General features: G+C 64.4%; 24 protein-coding genes. All 24 read right to left on the minus strand.

The genetic code is table 11. The features are described 5' to 3' along the window. Positions 1 to 132: 132 nt before the first annotated feature. The 24 genes from WFI54_RS04255 to rpsJ all read right to left on the minus strand — a co-directional run bounded on the left by WFI54_RS04255 (position 133) and on the right by rpsJ (position 13,424). The gene (locus tag WFI54_RS04255) at positions 133 to 1,023 is read right to left on the minus strand and encodes a polysaccharide deacetylase family protein (RefSeq protein WP_336651524.1); all 891 of its coding nucleotides are present in this window, start codon (positions 1,021 to 1,023) and stop codon (positions 133 to 135) included. Between the two features lie 34 nt (positions 1,024 to 1,057). Beyond that, a complete protein-coding gene (map, locus tag WFI54_RS04260) occupies positions 1,058 to 1,840 on the minus strand; it encodes a type I methionyl aminopeptidase (RefSeq protein WP_336651525.1) in 783 nt (260 codons plus the stop codon). A gap of 63 nt (positions 1,841 to 1,903) precedes the next feature. After that, a complete protein-coding gene (locus tag WFI54_RS04265) occupies positions 1,904 to 2,503 on the minus strand; it encodes an adenylate kinase (RefSeq protein WP_336651526.1) in 600 nt (199 codons plus the stop codon). After that, positions 2,500 to 3,822, minus strand: coding sequence for a preprotein translocase subunit SecY (secY, locus tag WFI54_RS04270; RefSeq protein WP_336651527.1), 1,323 nt, complete (start codon positions 3,820 to 3,822; stop codon positions 2,500 to 2,502). Before secY ends, WFI54_RS04265 begins: the two co-directional genes overlap by 4 nt. Positions 3,823 to 4,031: 209 nt before the next feature. Next, positions 4,032 to 4,493, minus strand: coding sequence for a 50S ribosomal protein L15 (gene rplO / locus WFI54_RS04275; RefSeq protein WP_336651528.1), 462 nt, complete (start codon positions 4,491 to 4,493; stop codon positions 4,032 to 4,034). Beyond that, on the minus strand, positions 4,490 to 4,678 hold the full coding sequence (gene rpmD, locus WFI54_RS04280; protein WP_024356787.1) for a 50S ribosomal protein L30: 189 nt from the start codon (positions 4,676 to 4,678) through the stop codon (positions 4,490 to 4,492). Before rpmD ends, rplO begins: the two co-directional genes overlap by 4 nt. Further along, positions 4,678 to 5,373, minus strand: coding sequence for a 30S ribosomal protein S5 (rpsE, locus tag WFI54_RS04285; protein WP_017885310.1), 696 nt, complete (start codon positions 5,371 to 5,373; stop codon positions 4,678 to 4,680). The genes rpmD and rpsE overlap by 1 nt, the downstream gene beginning before the upstream one ends. Next, positions 5,370 to 5,744: a 50S ribosomal protein L18 gene (gene rplR / locus WFI54_RS04290; protein WP_024356786.1), complete on the minus strand. Its 375-nt coding sequence runs from the start codon at positions 5,742 to 5,744 to the stop codon at positions 5,370 to 5,372. Before rplR ends, rpsE begins: the two co-directional genes overlap by 4 nt. 3 nt (positions 5,745 to 5,747) lie before the next feature. Then, positions 5,748 to 6,284 carry a 50S ribosomal protein L6 gene (gene rplF / locus WFI54_RS04295; protein WP_336651529.1) on the minus strand — a complete coding sequence of 179 codons (537 nt, stop codon included), beginning with the start codon at positions 6,282 to 6,284 and terminating at the stop codon, positions 5,748 to 5,750. Between the two features lie 6 nt (positions 6,285 to 6,290). Beyond that, positions 6,291 to 6,689, minus strand: a complete 399-nt coding sequence (gene rpsH / locus WFI54_RS04300; RefSeq protein ID WP_024356784.1) for a 30S ribosomal protein S8 — start codon at positions 6,687 to 6,689, stop codon at positions 6,291 to 6,293. Between the two features lie 117 nt (positions 6,690 to 6,806). Next, the gene (rplE, locus tag WFI54_RS04305) at positions 6,807 to 7,367 is read right to left on the minus strand and encodes a 50S ribosomal protein L5 (protein WP_336651530.1); all 561 of its coding nucleotides are present in this window, start codon (positions 7,365 to 7,367) and stop codon (positions 6,807 to 6,809) included. Then, a complete protein-coding gene (rplX, locus tag WFI54_RS04310; RefSeq protein ID WP_024356782.1) occupies positions 7,368 to 7,730 on the minus strand; it encodes a 50S ribosomal protein L24 in 363 nt (120 codons plus the stop codon). A 4-nt stretch (positions 7,731 to 7,734) separates the two neighbouring features. Further along, positions 7,735 to 8,103 carry a 50S ribosomal protein L14 gene (gene rplN / locus WFI54_RS04315; RefSeq protein WP_017885317.1) on the minus strand — a complete coding sequence of 123 codons (369 nt, stop codon included), beginning with the start codon at positions 8,101 to 8,103 and terminating at the stop codon, positions 7,735 to 7,737. 31 nt (positions 8,104 to 8,134) lie between these two features. After that, complete coding sequence (gene rpsQ, locus WFI54_RS04320; RefSeq protein WP_336651531.1) at positions 8,135 to 8,410, minus strand: 30S ribosomal protein S17; 276 nt, start codon at positions 8,408 to 8,410, stop codon at positions 8,135 to 8,137. A 2-nt stretch (positions 8,411 to 8,412) separates the two neighbouring features. Beyond that, a complete protein-coding gene (gene rpmC, locus WFI54_RS04325) occupies positions 8,413 to 8,739 on the minus strand; it encodes a 50S ribosomal protein L29 (RefSeq protein WP_336651532.1) in 327 nt (108 codons plus the stop codon). Then, positions 8,739 to 9,158, minus strand: coding sequence for a 50S ribosomal protein L16 (gene rplP / locus WFI54_RS04330; protein WP_017885320.1), 420 nt, complete (start codon positions 9,156 to 9,158; stop codon positions 8,739 to 8,741). Before rplP ends, rpmC begins: the two co-directional genes overlap by 1 nt. Positions 9,159 to 9,160: 2 nt before the next feature. Beyond that, complete coding sequence (rpsC, locus tag WFI54_RS04335) at positions 9,161 to 9,919, minus strand: 30S ribosomal protein S3 (RefSeq protein WP_024356779.1); 759 nt, start codon at positions 9,917 to 9,919, stop codon at positions 9,161 to 9,163. Positions 9,920 to 9,923: 4 nt separating this feature from the next. Continuing rightward, positions 9,924 to 10,304 (minus strand): 50S ribosomal protein L22, encoded by a 381-nt coding sequence (rplV, locus tag WFI54_RS04340; RefSeq protein WP_024356778.1) that lies wholly within the window; start codon positions 10,302 to 10,304, stop codon positions 9,924 to 9,926. A 25-nt stretch (positions 10,305 to 10,329) separates the two neighbouring features. Then, positions 10,330 to 10,611: a 30S ribosomal protein S19 gene (gene rpsS / locus WFI54_RS04345; RefSeq protein WP_017885323.1), complete on the minus strand. Its 282-nt coding sequence runs from the start codon at positions 10,609 to 10,611 to the stop codon at positions 10,330 to 10,332. Between the two features lie 24 nt (positions 10,612 to 10,635). Then, complete coding sequence (rplB, locus tag WFI54_RS04350) at positions 10,636 to 11,472, minus strand: 50S ribosomal protein L2 (protein ID WP_024356777.1); 837 nt, start codon at positions 11,470 to 11,472, stop codon at positions 10,636 to 10,638. A 22-nt stretch (positions 11,473 to 11,494) separates the two neighbouring features. After that, positions 11,495 to 11,794 carry a 50S ribosomal protein L23 gene (gene rplW / locus WFI54_RS04355; protein ID WP_336651533.1) on the minus strand — a complete coding sequence of 100 codons (300 nt, stop codon included), beginning with the start codon at positions 11,792 to 11,794 and terminating at the stop codon, positions 11,495 to 11,497. Continuing rightward, complete coding sequence (rplD, locus tag WFI54_RS04360) at positions 11,791 to 12,444, minus strand: 50S ribosomal protein L4 (RefSeq protein WP_336651534.1); 654 nt, start codon at positions 12,442 to 12,444, stop codon at positions 11,791 to 11,793. The genes rplW and rplD overlap by 4 nt, the downstream gene beginning before the upstream one ends. Before the next feature lie 3 nt (positions 12,445 to 12,447). Further along, the gene (gene rplC / locus WFI54_RS04365; RefSeq protein WP_223044596.1) at positions 12,448 to 13,101 is read right to left on the minus strand and encodes a 50S ribosomal protein L3; all 654 of its coding nucleotides are present in this window, start codon (positions 13,099 to 13,101) and stop codon (positions 12,448 to 12,450) included. Between the two features lie 14 nt (positions 13,102 to 13,115). Then, a complete protein-coding gene (rpsJ, locus tag WFI54_RS04370; RefSeq protein WP_010156393.1) occupies positions 13,116 to 13,424 on the minus strand; it encodes a 30S ribosomal protein S10 in 309 nt (102 codons plus the stop codon). Positions 13,425 to 13,743: the final 319 nt, after the last annotated feature.

Here is a 13,743-nt window from a genome sequence, read left to right on the forward strand (position 1 = left end):
TGTGCTGGTCTTGCGAATGCCCTTCGTCCGCCCCGCGGGCCTGATCCAGAACTGCGATCGGGAACGCGAAAACAGGCGCAAAGCACCAAAGATCAAGAGTACCGGGCGTGTCGGTGTTTGTAAAGCCCGCACTCAGAGCACACCGAAGCTCAAGCCGCGGTCGCGTAGCTGCTGAACGGCGGCGAGAATCCCGGCCGCGGTGCCTGATCCTGGCTGGTTCATGTGCGCGATCACGATCTCGCCGCCAACGGCTGCACCCACGGCGACCGTCACACTCTGCGCGGGGAGGGTCGCGCCGCCGTCGCCGTTGATGGCGAAGCCGGCGATCCGCTCCCCCAACGCCGTGGAGACACTGAGCGCGACATCGTCGAGATGGGCCGTGCCTGGGCGAAACCAACGCGGTGCCACCCCTGTCAGCTCGGTGAGCGCGACATGGTTCTCCCACACCTCAAGCGCGACTTCGCGCACACTCGCGGTGCCGGGGATACCGTACGCCGACGAACCATTCACGCTCAGGGGAAGGTGGCGCGTACCGTGATTCTGAATGGAGAACAGCGGATTGGCGGCCAAAGCGGCGGCGAGCTGGTAGTTCGCCGCGATCCACCCGTGATTGAGAAACAGCGTCGCCGGAACCGCCGCCGCAGTGAGCCCCTCGATCAGGGGGGCATCGAAACCGGATCCCGCACTCCCGCCGCAGGCGTCAAGGGTGAGGTACACGGCGGCGGGGTCGAGGCCGGCCTCGCCGCCGGTGCGGATGACACCGGGAATGTCGGTGCCCCATTGGCTCGGCGCGCGGCCCTCGTGTGCGGCGATGATCGCCTCGACATCGGGCAGCGGCGGGGCTGCTGGTGCAGCGGCGGCAGGCGGATCAGCGGGAGCCACCTCACGGGGGTGCGGATCGGCCGTCACCCGAGACGAACCGGGCGCGACGGGGCGCGCGGTCGCGCACCCCGAGAGCGCCAGGCCGAGGATGCCACCCACTCCGAGCAGGGCGCTGCGACGGGCGATCCGGTGCTGATTCATGCGCGCACCCCCTCACCGAGCCGTGACTGCCTGGTTATGGGATCGGAACCGGCGTGATCCCGAGCGGCTCAAGCCCGCTGGCGCCGCCGTCTTCTGCGGTCAGCACCCAGATTCCGCGACCGTGCACCGCGACCGAGTGCTCCCACTGGGCGCTCATTGAGCCGTCGGCCATGGTCACGGTCCAGTCGTCGTCTTCGATGATCGTGTCGATGCCGCCCGCTGAGATGATGGGCTCGATCGCGACGACGAGCCCCGGCTTCACCTCCGGGCCGCGGCGCTTCACCGGCACATTGAAGACCGGCGGGTCTTCGTGCATGCTGCGACCAATGCCGTGGCCGATATAGTCCTCGAGCACACCGTAGTCGCTGTGCTTGCGCACATACGCCGAGACGGCCTCGCCGACCTCGTTCACATGTGAGGCTGTGGCAAGACGCGCGATACCGCGCCACATCGCAGCCTCGGTGACCTGACTGAGACGTTCGAGAGCGGCGGTGTGCTCGGGACGTGCAGGGTCGGGGATCACTGCGGTGATCGCAGCATCGCCGTTCCAGCCGTTCACCACGGCACCGGCGTCGAGGGCGACGATGTCGCCCGGCTGCAACGGCCTGTCGGTGGGGATACCGTGCACCACATGCTCATTGACGTTGGCGCAGATGGTGTGGCGGTATCCAGGCTCGAGCATGAAGTTGGGGGCGCCTCCGCGTGAGCGGATCGCCTCCTCGGCAATCGCATCGAGTTCGAGGGGCGTCACCCCGGCGCGCACTGCATCGCGCATCGCCGCAAGCGCGGCACCCGTCGCGAGACCGGGTTCAACCATCAGTCGCAGTTGGGCAGGCGACTTGTAGATGGAACGTCGCAGGATCCCTCGACGCGACACGAGCTAGCGCTCCACCGGCGCTGCGAGCTTGGCCTCAAGACCTGCTGCGATGCGGGCGGCGACATCCTCGACCGAGCCGAGCCCGTCGACGGTGACCAGAATGCCGCGCTCGGAGAACAGTTCGACGAGCGGAGCGGTCTGTTGTGCGTAGACCTCCTGGCGGTGACGGATCACGTCTTCGGTGTCGTCGGCGCGGCCCTCAATCTCGGCACGCTTCAGCAGACGGGCGACAACGGCATCGACGTCGGCTTCGATCAGCACCACCGCGTCGAGCGAGGCACCTTCGAGCATGCCGTCAAGAGCGTGCACCTGGTCGACGGTGCGGGGGTAGCCATCGAGCAGGAAGCCGGGAGCCGCGTCGGGCTGCGCGAGGCGATCCGCGACGATCTCGTTGGTGAGCGAGTCGGGAACGAGTTCGCCCCGCTCGATAATCTCCTGCACGCGCTTTCCAAGCTCGGTGCCGCCCTTGATGTTGGCGCGGAAGATATCGCCGGTGGAAATCGCGGGGACACCGTAGCGCTCGGCGATCGCCGCTGCCTGGGTGCCCTTGCCCGCACCGGGCGGGCCGATGATGAGCAGGCGGGTGGTCTGGGTGTCGGTCACTTGAGGAGTCCTTCGTAGTGGCGCTGCTGCAGCTGGGCGTCGATCTGCTTGACGGTCTCAAGGCCGACGCCGACAATGATGAGGATCGAAGCACCACCGAACGGGAAGTTCTGGTTAGCTCCGAAGAATGCGAGCGCGATGAGCGGGAGCAGTGCGATGAGGCCCAGGTAGATGGACCCTGCACTGGTGATGCGGGTAAGCACGTAGTTGAGGTACTCAGCGGTGGGGCGACCCGCGCGGATACCAGGAATGAAGCCGCCATACTGCTTCATATTGTCGGAGACCTCTTCAGGATTGAAGGTGATCTGCACGTAGAAGAAGGTGAAGCCGATGACCAGCAGGAAGAAGACCAGCATGTAGATCGGCTGATCGCCGTAGACGAGGTTGTTCTGAATCCAGACGACCCATGCCTTCGGCTCTTCGCCGATCTTGGGCTGGTTGAACTGGGTGATCAGCATCGGCAGGTACAGGATCGCCGAGGCGAAGATCACGGGGATCACGCCGGCCATGTTGACCTTAATCGGAATGTAGGTGCTGCTGCCCCCGTAGGTGCGGCGGCCCACGACGCGCTTCGCGTACTGCACCGGAATACGGCGCTGCGACTGCTCGACGAACACGACTGCGGCGACGACGACGAGGCCGACTGCGAGCACCAGGAAGAAGACTTCCCAGCCGCGCGACTCCTTGATGATCCACATCGCGTTGGGGAACGTGGCTGCGATCGAGGTGAAGATGAGGATCGACATGCCGTTGCCGACGCCGCGCTCGGTGATGAGCTCACCGAACCACATGATGAGTCCCGTGCCTGCGGTCATCGTGAGGATCATGATAAGGATGGCCCACCACTCCTGCGACACGAGGTTCTGGCACGACTGATCGGCCACAGCGCCGAACAGCTGGCCCGAGCGGGCGACGGTGATGAGCGTGGTCGACTGCAGCACCGCGAGTGCGATGGTGAGGTAGCGGGTGTACTGGGTGAGCTTGGCCTGGCCGGCCTGGCCCTCCTTGTGCAGCGCCTCGAAGTGCGGGATGACGACGCGCAGCAACTGCGTGATGATGGAGGCCGTGATGTACGGCATGATGCCCAGCGCGAAGATCGACAGCTGCAGCAGTGCACCGCCGCTGAACAGGTTGATCATGTCGTAGAGGCCGGAAGCGCCGTTCGCGTTCGCCGCCAGACACGCCTGCACATTGGCGTAGTCGACGAAGGGTGCCGGAATGAATGAACCGAGCCGGAACAGCGACACGATAGCGAGCGTGAAGACAATCTTCCGTCGCAGGTCGGGAGTCCGAAAGATCCGTCCGATGGCGCTGAACAAAATCTGCCTCCTGGAAACGTCGTGGGGCCTTCGCCTGACGACGAGAACCGATTGCACCAGCCTACATGTCAGCCGGGCGTCGAACACGCGGATCCGCCGAGCGGGATCCGCGAAAGAAAAACGGGGGTGGGCGGAACCGACACATGGGCCGGTTCCGCCACTCCCCCGCTACCCGAGAGAGACTCGGGCGATCGAGTTCTGACGAACCCTTACTTGATCTCTCCGCCTGCGGCGACGATCTTCTGCTCAGCGGAGCCGGAGACCTTGTCGACCGAGACGGTGAGCTTCACCTGCAGGTCACCGTCGCCCAGCACCTTGACGGGCTGGTTCTTGCGAACGGCGCCCTTGGCGACCAGATCGTCAACAGTCACGTCGCCACCCTTGGGGTAGAGCTCGGCGAGCTTCGCGATGTTGACAACCTGGTACTCGGTGCGGAACGGGTTCTTGAACCCGCGCAGCTTCGGGGTGCGCATGTGCAGCGGCATCTGCCCACCCTCGAAGCCGGCCTTCACCTGGTAGCGGGCCTTGCTGCCCTTGGTGCCACGACCAGCCGTCTTGCCCTTCGAGCCCTCGCCACGACCCACGCGGGTCTTGGCCTTCTTGGAGCCGGGAGCCGGACGGAGGTGGTGCGCCTTGAGCACCTGATCGCGCTCCTCGTTCTTCTCGCTCATGCGTCGATCTCCTCAACCTCTACAAGGTGAGCGACAGCACGCACGTAACCGCGGTTCGCCTGCGTGTCCTCGCGAACGACCGACTGGCCGATCTTCTTGAGGCCCAGGCTGCGGAGAGTATCGCGCTGGTTCTGCTTCTCACTGATAACGGACTTCGTCTGCGTAATCTTCAGGCTCTTCGCCATTACGCACCTGCCTTTGCCTTCGCGGCAGCGTCGGCCGCAGCCTTCGCCTCAGCGCGCACGATGCGAGCCGGGGCGACGCGGTCGAAGTCAAGGCCGCGGCGAGCTGCGACGGAGCGAGGCTCCTCGAGCTGCTGCAGCGCCTCGACGGTCGCGTGCACGATGTTCAGGGTGTTCGACGAACCGAGCGACTTGCTCAGCACATCGTGGATGCCGGCGCACTCGAGTACGGCGCGAACCGGACCACCGGCGATAACACCGGTACCGGCAGCGGCCGGACGCAGCAGCACGACACCAGCAGCGGCTTCGCCCTGCACGGGGTGCGGGATGGTGCTGCCGACGCGGGGCACGCGGAAGAAGTTCTTCTTGGCCTCCTCGACACCCTTGGAGATAGCGAGAGGCACCTCCTTCGCCTTGCCGTAGCCGACACCGACGGTGCCGTTGCCATCGCCCACCACGACGAGCGCGGTGAAGCTGAAGCGACGGCCGCCCTTGACGACCTTCGAGACGCGGTTAATGGTGACGACGCGCTCGAGGAACTGGCTCTCGTTGCGGTCGCGTCCGCCGCGCTCGCCACGGGTCCCGCGGTCACGGCTACCACGACGCTGCTCGCGCGGCTCGTTGCGGTGATCCTGAGCCGGGGCCTCGGCGGCCTGAGTCTCAGCAGACACTTCCTGCTCCTTCGTTTCGTTGCTCACAGCGCCAGCCCCCCTTCGCGAGCGCCATCGGCGATCGCGGCGACACGGCCTGCGTACTTGCTGCCGCCGCGGTCGAAGACGACAGCCTCGACACCGGCGTTCTTGGCACGCTCTGCGACGAGCTCGCCGACCTTGCGGGCCTTGGCGGTCTTGTCGCCCTCGAACGAGCGCAGATCGGCTTCCATCGTCGAAGCCGAAGCAACGGTGATGCCCTTCGAATCGTCGACGATCTGGACGAAGACGTGACGCGCAGAGCGGTTGACGACCAGGCGAGGACGGGCCTCGGTGCCGACAATCTTCTTGCGCAGGCGGGTGTGGCGGCGGATACGAGCAGCCGTACGACCCTTAGCCCGAGATACTGAAGCGGCCATGGGTTACTTACCAGCCTTTCCTGCCTTGCGACGGACATTCTCGCCCGCGTAGCGAATGCCCTTGCCCTTGTAGGGCTCCGGCTTCTTCAGCTTGCGAATGTTGGCGGCGGCTTCGCCGACCGCCTGCTTCGAGATACCGCTCACGGTGATCTTCGTGTTGCCCTCGACGGCAAGCGTGATGCCCTCGGGAGCGTCGACGTTGACCGGGTGCGAGAAGCCGAGGGCCAGCTCAAGGCCGGTGCCCTTCTGCTGCACGCGGTAGCCCGTACCCACGACCTCGAGCTGCTTGGAGTAGCCCTCGGTGACACCGATGATGTTGTTGTTGATGAGCGTGCGGGTGAGACCGTGCAGCGCTCGGGATTCGCGCTCATCGTTGGGACGGGTGACGAGCACCTGACCGTCCTCGAGAGCAACGCGGATCGGCTCGGAGACAACGAGCGCGAGCTCGCCCTTCGAACCCTTGACCGTGACCTTCTGGCCCTCGATCTTGACGTCTACACCACCGGGAACGGTGATGGGAAGCTTACCAATACGTGACATGACGGCTTACCACACGTAGGCGAGGACTTCCCCGCCAACGCCCTTCTGCTCAGCCTCGCGGTCGGTGAGGAGCCCCGAGGAGGTGGACAGGATCGCGATGCCAAGACCACCGAGCACGCTCGGGATCTCGGTCGAGCCCGCGTAGACCCGGAGGCCGGGCTTCGACACGCGCTTGATGCCCTCGATGGAGCGCTCGCGGTTGGGGCCGTACTTCAGCGACATGGTGAGGGTGGTGCCGACTCGAGCCGCCTCCACCTTCCAGTCCTTGATGTAGCCTTCGCGCTTGAGGATCTCAGCGATCCGCTCCTTCAGCTTCGAGCCGGGAAGCGAAACGTCGTCATGATGCGCAGAGTTTGCATTGCGCAACCGGGTCAGCATATCTGCGACCGGATCAGTCATCGTCATGAGTGACTCTTCTTTCTCGCCTGGTATCACACACCGTTACACGGAGTGTGACCTGGGTGACACACGGATCGGGTGCCCGGGAAACTCCCGGACACCCTCTCCGCTTGGACTATTCAGTTATTCCGACTTGAAGGGGAAGCCGAGCGCCTTGAGCAGCGCACGACCCTCGTCGTCGGACTTTGCGGTGGTGACGACAGTGATGTCGAACCCACGCACTCGATCAATCTTATCCTGATCGATCTCATGGAACACACTCTGCTCGGTCAATCCGAAGGTGTAGTTGCCATTTCCGTCGAACTGCTTGGCCGAAAGACCGCGGAAATCGCGGATACGGGGCAGTGCGAGGTTGATCAGACGATCGAGGAACTCCCACGCGCGGTCACCACGGAGGGTAACGTGCGCGCCGATGGCCTGGCCCTCGCGCAGCTTGAACTGCGCGATCGACTTGCGGGCCTTGGTCACCATGGGCTTCTGGCCGGTGATCTTGGTGAGGTCTGCAATAGCGCCCTCGATCACCTTGCTGTCACGAGCCGCCTCACCGACACCGGTGTTCACGACAACCTTGACGATGCCGGGCACCTGCATGATGTTGGCGTAGTCGAATTCCTCGCGCAGCTGCGGAACGATATCGCCCCGGTACTTCTGCTTGAGACGGGGCTGAACCTTGGTCTCAGTCATTTAGAGGTCCTTCCCAGACGACTTGGCGTAGCGCACGCGAACGGTCTTCTTCTTGCCGTCCTTCTCGACCTCCTCGACGCGGAACCCGACGCGAGTCGGCTTCTTCGTCTCGGGATCGACGATGGCAACGTTGGAGACGTGGATCGGGGCCTCAACGGTCTCGATACCACCCTCGCGGGTGCCACGGTCGGACTGACCGACGCGCACGTGCTTCTTGACGTAGTTCACGCCTTCGACGACGACACGGTCGCTCTCAGCGAGCACGTCGATGACGCGCCCCTGCTTGCCCTTGTAGCCGCCGCGCTCCTGCGACGGGCCCGAGATGACCTCGACGAGGTCACCCTTCTTGATCTTTGCGCCCATAGGACTAGATCACCTCCGGTGCGAGCGAGACGATCTTCATGAACCGCTTGTCGCGCAGCTCACGGCCGACCGGCCCGAAGATACGGGTACCGCGGGGCTCCCCGTCGGCCTTGAGGATGACGGCTGCGTTCTCATCGAAGCTGATGTACGAGCCATCAGCACGACGAGTCGACTTGCGCGCCCGGACGACGACGGCCTTGACCACGTCACCCTTCTTCACGTTGCCGCCGGGGATCGCGTCCTTGACGGTCGCGACGATCGTGTCGCCGAGACCGGCGTAACGACGCTTCGAGCCCCCGAGCACACGGATGGTGAGCAACTCCTTGGCACCGGTGTTATCGGCAACCTTGAGTCGGGATTCCTGCTGAATCACTTGTTACTCCTTCACTCAGTAAGCGCGAGGCTTACTTCGCCTTCTCGAGGATCTCGACCAGACGCCAGCGCTTGGTTGCGCTCAGCGGGCGGGTCTCGTGGATGAGCACGAGATCGCCGATACCGGCGGTGTTCTGCTCGTCGTGGGCCTTGACCTTCGACGAACGGCGCATGACCTTGCCGTACAGCGGGTGCTTCACGCGGTCCTCGACCTCGACGACGATGGTCTTGTCCATCTTGTCGCTGACGACGTAGCCGCGGCGAGCCTTGCGGTAACCGCGCTGCTCGTTCTCGACCTCAGCAGTCATTCTTAGGCCTCCTTCGTTTCGGTGCTCACCGAATCACTGGCGGCGTCCGCCTGCTCGGTCTTCTTGCTGCTCTTCTTCGCCTTCGCGGGAGCAGGGGCGGCCGCAGGGGTGACCCGCAGGCCGAGCTCGCGCTCGCGCAGCACGGTGTAGATGCGAGCGATGTCGCGCTTCACCTGACGCACGCGGCCGTGGCTCTCCAGCTGGCCGGTGGCCGACTGGAAACGAAGGTTGAAGAGCTCGGCCTTGGCCTTCTTGAGCTCCTCGGCCAGACGCTCGTCCTCGAAGCTATCGAGTTCGGTGATGGCCAGTTCTTTGGTACCGATCGCCATTACGCGTCGCCCTCCTCGCGCTTGATAATACGGGCCTTGAGCGGCAGCTTGTGGATCGCGCGGGTGAGCGCTTCACGAGCGAGCTGCTCGTCGACGCCGGCGACCTCGAAGAGCACGCGGCCCGGCTTGACGTTGGCCACCCACCACTCGGGCGAACCCTTACCCGAACCCATGCGGGTTTCCGCAGGCTTCTTGGTGAGGGGACGGTCGGGGTAGATGTTGATCCACACCTTGCCACCACGCTTGATGTGACGGGTCATCGCGATACGAGCGGACTCGATCTGACGGTTCGTCACGTAAGCGGGGGTCAGGGCCTGGATACCGAACTCACCGAAGGCGACAGTGTTGCCGCCCTTCGACTGACCGCTGCGGCTGGGGTGGTGCTGCTTGCGGTACTTGACTCGACGGGGAATCAGCATGCTTACTTCTCCGCTCCTGCTGCAGCGGGTGCAGCCTCAGCCTGAGCGCCACGGGGCGCACGGCGACGATCGCCGCGGTCGCGCGACGGCTTCTGGGCCGCCTGCTCGCGAGCGAGTTCCTTGTTGGTGAGATCGCCCTTGTAGATCCAAACCTTCACGCCGATACGGCCGAAGGTGGTCTTCGCCTCGTAGAAGCCGTAGTCGATGTTCGCGCGCAGCGTGTGCAGCGGCACACGACCCTCGCGGTAGAACTCCGAACGGCTCATCTCGGCGCCGCCGAGGCGGCCGGAGACCTGGATACGGATGCCCTTGGCACCCGCGCGCTGGGCGCCCTGCAGACCCTTGCGCATCGCACGACGGAACGCCACGCGAGCAGCGAGCTGCTCGGCGATGCCCTGAGCGACGAGCTGAGCATCAGCCTCGGGGTTCTTGACCTCGAGGATGTTGAGCTGGATCTGCTTGCCGGTGAGCTTCTCAAGGTCGGCGCGGATGCGCTCGGCCTCGGCGCCGCGGCGGCCAATGACGATACCGGGACGTGCCGAGTGGATGTCCACGCGGACGCGATCACGGGTGCGCTCGATCTCGACGCGCGAGACGCCGGCGCGATCGAGCTGCTTCGTCAGGTGCTGGCGGATCTTGATGTCCTCGGCAAGGTAGTCAGCGTAACGCTGGCCCTTCTTGGTCGAGTCCGAGAACCAGCGCGACACGTGGTCGGTGGTGATCCCGAGGCGGAAGCCGTAGGGATGAATCTTCTGGCCCATACCGTTAGGCTCCCTTCTTCGCAGCGGCGAGTTCGTCAGCGGTCTGCAGAACGACCGTGATGTGGCTCGTGCGCTTGTTGATACGGAATGCGCGACCCTGAGCGCGGGGACGGAAACGCTTGAGCGTTGCGCCCTCGTCGACGAAGGCGCGAGCTACGACGAGCTCGTCCTCGTTGAAACGCAGGTTCTCGTTGTCGGCCTTGACGCGGGCGTTCGCGATCGCCGAGGCGACGAGCTTGAACACCGGCTCTGCAGCAGCCTGCGGGGCGAACTTCAGGATGGCCAGGGCCTCCTGAGCGTTCTTTCCGCGGACCAGGTCAACAACGCGACGGGCCTTCTGGGGGGTGATGCGGATATGACGCACGCGTGCGATCGACTCCACCATTTCTCTTCCTCCTTCACGTCACCGCTTAGCGGCGACGGCCCTTCTTGTCGTCCTTCACGTGGCCACGGAAGGTGCGCGTGGGCGCGAACTCGCCCAGCTTGTGACCCACCATGGTTTCGGTGACGAACACCGGGATGTGCTTACGACCGTCGTGCACCGCGATGGTGTGACCCAGCATGGCGGGGATGATCATCGAGCGGCGCGACCAGGTCTTGATCACGTTCTTGGTGCCGGCTTCGTTCTGGGCAACCACCTTGTGCAGCAGGTGGTTGTCGACGAAGGGGCCCTTCTTGAGACTACGAGGCATCTTCTACTCTCTCCTACCTGCCGCTTAGCGCTTCTTGCCGGTCGGGCGGCGACGCACAATGAGCTTGTCGCTTTCCTTGTTCGGGTGGCGCGTACGGCCTTCCTTCTGACCCCAGGGGCTGACCGGGTGACGACCACCCGAGGTGCGGCCTTCGCCACCACCGTGGGGGTGATCCACCGGGTTCATGACGACACCACGCACGGTCGGGCGGACGCCCTTCCAACGCATGCGGCCGGCCTTGCCCCAGTTGATGTTCGACTGCTCGGCGTTGCCCACCTCGCCGACCGTTGCGCGGCAGCGCACGTCGACGTTGCGGATCTCGCCCGAGGGCAGACGCAGCTGAGCGTAGGGGCCGTCCTTCGCCACGAGGCGAACCGAGGCACCAGCCGAGCGAGCCATCTTCGCACCGCCGCCGGGCTTCAGCTCAATGGCGTGAATCACGGTACCGGTGGGGATGTTCTTCAGCGGCAGGTTGTTACCGGGCTTGATATCAGCACCGGCACCCGACTCAACGATGTCGCCCTGTTTCAGCTTGTTCGGGGCGATGATGTAACGCTTCGTGCCGTCCTCGAAGTGCAGCAGCGCAATACGCGCGGTGCGGTTCGGATCGTACTCGATGTGCGCAACCTTGGCGTTCACGCCGTCCTTGTCATTGCGACGGAAGTCGATGACGCGGTACTGGCGCTTGTGGCCACCGCCGATGTGGCGAGTGGTGATGCGACCCTGGTTGTTGCGGCCACCCGTCTTGGGGAGCGGGCGGAGCAGCGACTTCTCAGGGGTCGAACGCGTGATCTCAGCGAAATCAGCAACGCTCGAGCCGCGACGACCCGGGGTCGTCGGCTTGTACTTGCGAATAGCCATGTTGTGTTCCTCTTCGCCCCTTCTACAGCGCAGCCGTGAAGATGTCGATGGAGCCGGACTTCAGCGTGACAATGGCGCGCTTGGTGTCCTTGCGCTTGCCCATGCCGAACTTGGTGCGGCGGGTCTTGCCCTTGCGGTTGAGGGTACGGACCTTCTCGACCTTCACGCCGAAGACAGTCTCGATGGCGAGCTTGATCTCAGTCTTGTTCGCGGTCGGCTGCACCTCGAAGGTGTACTGGCCGTTCGCGTCGATGAGGTTGTAGCTCTTCTCCGAGACGATGGGGCGGATGATGACGTCGTGTGCGGACTTGTTCAGGCTCACTTCGTGTCCTCCTTGGCGGCGCGGCCGGCGACGAATGCGTCGAAGGCAGCCTTGGTGAAGACGAGATCGTCGCTGACGACCACGTCGTAGGCGTTGAGCTGATCCTGGTACAGCACGTGCACGTGCTGCAGGTTGCGGACGCTGAGCACGGTCGCCTCATCCTCACGGGTGACGACGACGAGCACGCGCTTGCCCGGCGCGACCGATGCGAGGAACTCGCGGGCCGACTTGGTGCTGGGCTTCTCAGCGATACCGAACGACTCGACGACATGCAGACGGTTCGCGCGAGCGCGATCCGAGAGCAGGCCGGTGAGCGCCGCGGCGATCATCTTCTTGGGGGTGCGCTGCGAGTAATCGCGAGGCACGGGGCCGTGCACGATACCGCCGCCGCGGTGCTGCGGCATACGAACCGAACCCTGACGGGCGCGGCCGGTGCCCTTCTGCTTGAAGGGCTTGACACCCGAACCGGAGCGCTCGCCACGGTTCTTGGTCTTGTGCGTACCCTGGCGCGCAGCTGCGAGCTGAGCGGTGACCACCTGGTGGATCAGCGGGACGTTGGTCTCGGTGCCGAAGATGGCCTCGGGCAGATCGACCGAACCGGCCTTCTTGCCCTTAGCGTCGAGCACCTCGAGCTTGGTAGCGGTAGCCATGAACTACGCCCCCTTCACTGCGTTGCGAACGAAAACGAGACGACCGCGAGCGCCGGGAACCGCACCCTTCACCAGGATGAGACCCTTCTCAGCGTCGATCGCCTGCACGGTGAGGTTCTGCACGGTGACACGATCGCCGCCCATGCGGCCTGCCATGCGCTGACCCTTGAAGACGCGACCCGGGGTAGCTGCGCCACCGATCGAGCCCGGCTTACGGTGGTTGCGGTGCGCACCGTGCGAAGCCGAAACGCCCTTGAAGTTGTGGCGCTTCATGGTGCCGGCGAAGCCCTTGCCCTTCGAGGTGCCAACGACGTCGATCTTCTGACCGGCCTCGAACGTGGCGTCGACGGTGAGCTCCTGACCGAGCGAGTACTCGGCGGCGTCTGCCGTGCGCACCTCGGTGAGGTGACGACGCGGGGTGACGCCCGCCTTCTCGAAGTGACCGGCCGAAGGCTTGTTCACCTTGCGGGGATCAATCTGACCAGCCGCGATCTGCACGGCGCTGTAGCCGTCGACCTCGGGGGTGCGAATCTGGGTGACCACGTTGGGGGCCACCTCGATCACGGTCACGGGAACAACGTTGCCGTTCTCATCCCAGACCTGCGTCATACCGAGCTTGGTGCCCAGAAGACCCTTCACGTTACGTGCTACTGACATGTTCGGATCCCCCCTTAGAGCTTGATCTCGATGTTGACGTCGGCAGGCAGATCAAGACGCATCAGCGAATCAACTGCCTTCGGGGTGGGATCGACGATGTCGATCAGGCGCTTGTGCGTGCGCTTCTCGAAGTGCTCGCGGCTGTCCTTGTACTTGTGGGGCGAACGGATCACAGCGATCACGTTCTTCTCCGTGGGGAGCGGCACGGGGCCGATCACGGTTGCACCCGCGCGGGTCACCGTGTCGACAATCTTGCGTGCGGAGCTGTCGATGACCTCATGGTCATACGACTTCAGTCGAATGCGGATCTTCTGTCCCGCCATGTGACTCTCTACTTTCTACTTGCGTCGTACCGCAAACCCTCAGAGCGTGTCGAAGGGCTGGCGGCATTGGACGTCTTGCGTACCAGCGCCCTGGCACACGCACTCTGACGAGCGCAACGTGCTGGGTCTCTGTTCACCTGTCAAAAACCGCGCCTGCGATATACACAGGGGCGGCCCCGCACACAGAAAGCGACCGGGCTTTCGCCGAGCCGCTTCGATGCACGGGTGGTGTTCGCTACCCGCGGCCTCACCCACCCGCTCCGATTCCCGGACAAACCAAGACACGAAGCGGTGGCAATGCACTGCCTGGCAGTGATCC

Origin of the sequence: Leucobacter sp. MMO-125 (assembly GCF_037148395.1) — a bacterium.
Classification (GTDB): domain Bacteria; phylum Actinomycetota; class Actinomycetes; order Actinomycetales; family Microbacteriaceae; genus Leucobacter.

What these genes read in the sequence shown, in the direction of transcription:
- rpsS (WP_017885323.1), bottom strand. Translation starts at nt 10,611, where the DNA reads ATGCCTCGTAGTCTCAAGAAGGGCCCCTTCGTCGACAACCACCTGCTG.
- rplO (WP_336651528.1), bottom strand. Translation starts at nt 4,493, where the DNA reads ATGAGCGAGAAGAACGAGGAGCGCGATCAGGTGCTCAAGGCGCACCAC.
- rpsH (WP_024356784.1), bottom strand. Translation starts at nt 6,689, where the DNA reads ATGACGATGACTGATCCGGTCGCAGATATGCTGACCCGGTTGCGCAAT.
- rplC (WP_223044596.1), bottom strand. Translation starts at nt 13,101, where the DNA reads ATGTCAGTAGCACGTAACGTGAAGGGTCTTCTGGGCACCAAGCTCGGT.
- WFI54_RS04255 (WP_336651524.1), bottom strand. Translation starts at nt 1,023, where the DNA reads ATGAATCAGCACCGGATCGCCCGTCGCAGCGCCCTGCTCGGAGTGGGT.
- rplD (WP_336651534.1), bottom strand. Translation starts at nt 12,444, where the DNA reads ATGGCTACCGCTACCAAGCTCGAGGTGCTCGACGCTAAGGGCAAGAAG.
- rpmC (WP_336651532.1), bottom strand. Translation starts at nt 8,739, where the DNA reads ATGGCGATCGGTACCAAAGAACTGGCCATCACCGAACTCGATAGCTTC.
- rplF (WP_336651529.1), bottom strand. Translation starts at nt 6,284, where the DNA reads ATGTCACGTATTGGTAAGCTTCCCATCACCGTTCCCGGTGGTGTAGAC.
- map (WP_336651525.1), bottom strand. Translation starts at nt 1,840, where the DNA reads ATGGTTGAACCCGGTCTCGCGACGGGTGCCGCGCTTGCGGCGATGCGC.
- rplB (WP_024356777.1), bottom strand. Translation starts at nt 11,472, where the DNA reads ATGGCTATTCGCAAGTACAAGCCGACGACCCCGGGTCGTCGCGGCTCG.
- rpsC (WP_024356779.1), bottom strand. Translation starts at nt 9,919, where the DNA reads ATGGGCCAGAAGATTCATCCCTACGGCTTCCGCCTCGGGATCACCACC.
- rpsQ (WP_336651531.1), bottom strand. Translation starts at nt 8,410, where the DNA reads ATGACTGCTGAGGTCGAGAACGAGCAGCGCGGTTACCGCAAGGCTCGC.
- rplE (WP_336651530.1), bottom strand. Translation starts at nt 7,367, where the DNA reads ATGACTGAGACCAAGGTTCAGCCCCGTCTCAAGCAGAAGTACCGGGGC.
- rplP (WP_017885320.1), bottom strand. Translation starts at nt 9,158, where the DNA reads ATGCTGATTCCCCGTCGAGTCAAGTACCGCAAGCAGCACCACCCCAGC.
- rpmD (WP_024356787.1), bottom strand. Translation starts at nt 4,678, where the DNA reads ATGGCGAAGAGCCTGAAGATTACGCAGACGAAGTCCGTTATCAGTGAG.
- rpsJ (WP_010156393.1), bottom strand. Translation starts at nt 13,424, where the DNA reads ATGGCGGGACAGAAGATCCGCATTCGACTGAAGTCGTATGACCATGAG.
- rplX (WP_024356782.1), bottom strand. Translation starts at nt 7,730, where the DNA reads ATGGGCGCAAAGATCAAGAAGGGTGACCTCGTCGAGGTCATCTCGGGC.
- rplV (WP_024356778.1), bottom strand. Translation starts at nt 10,304, where the DNA reads ATGGTGGAGTCGATCGCACGCGTGCGTCATATCCGCATCACCCCCCAG.
- rplR (WP_024356786.1), bottom strand. Translation starts at nt 5,744, where the DNA reads ATGGCCGCTTCAGTATCTCGGGCTAAGGGTCGTACGGCTGCTCGTATC.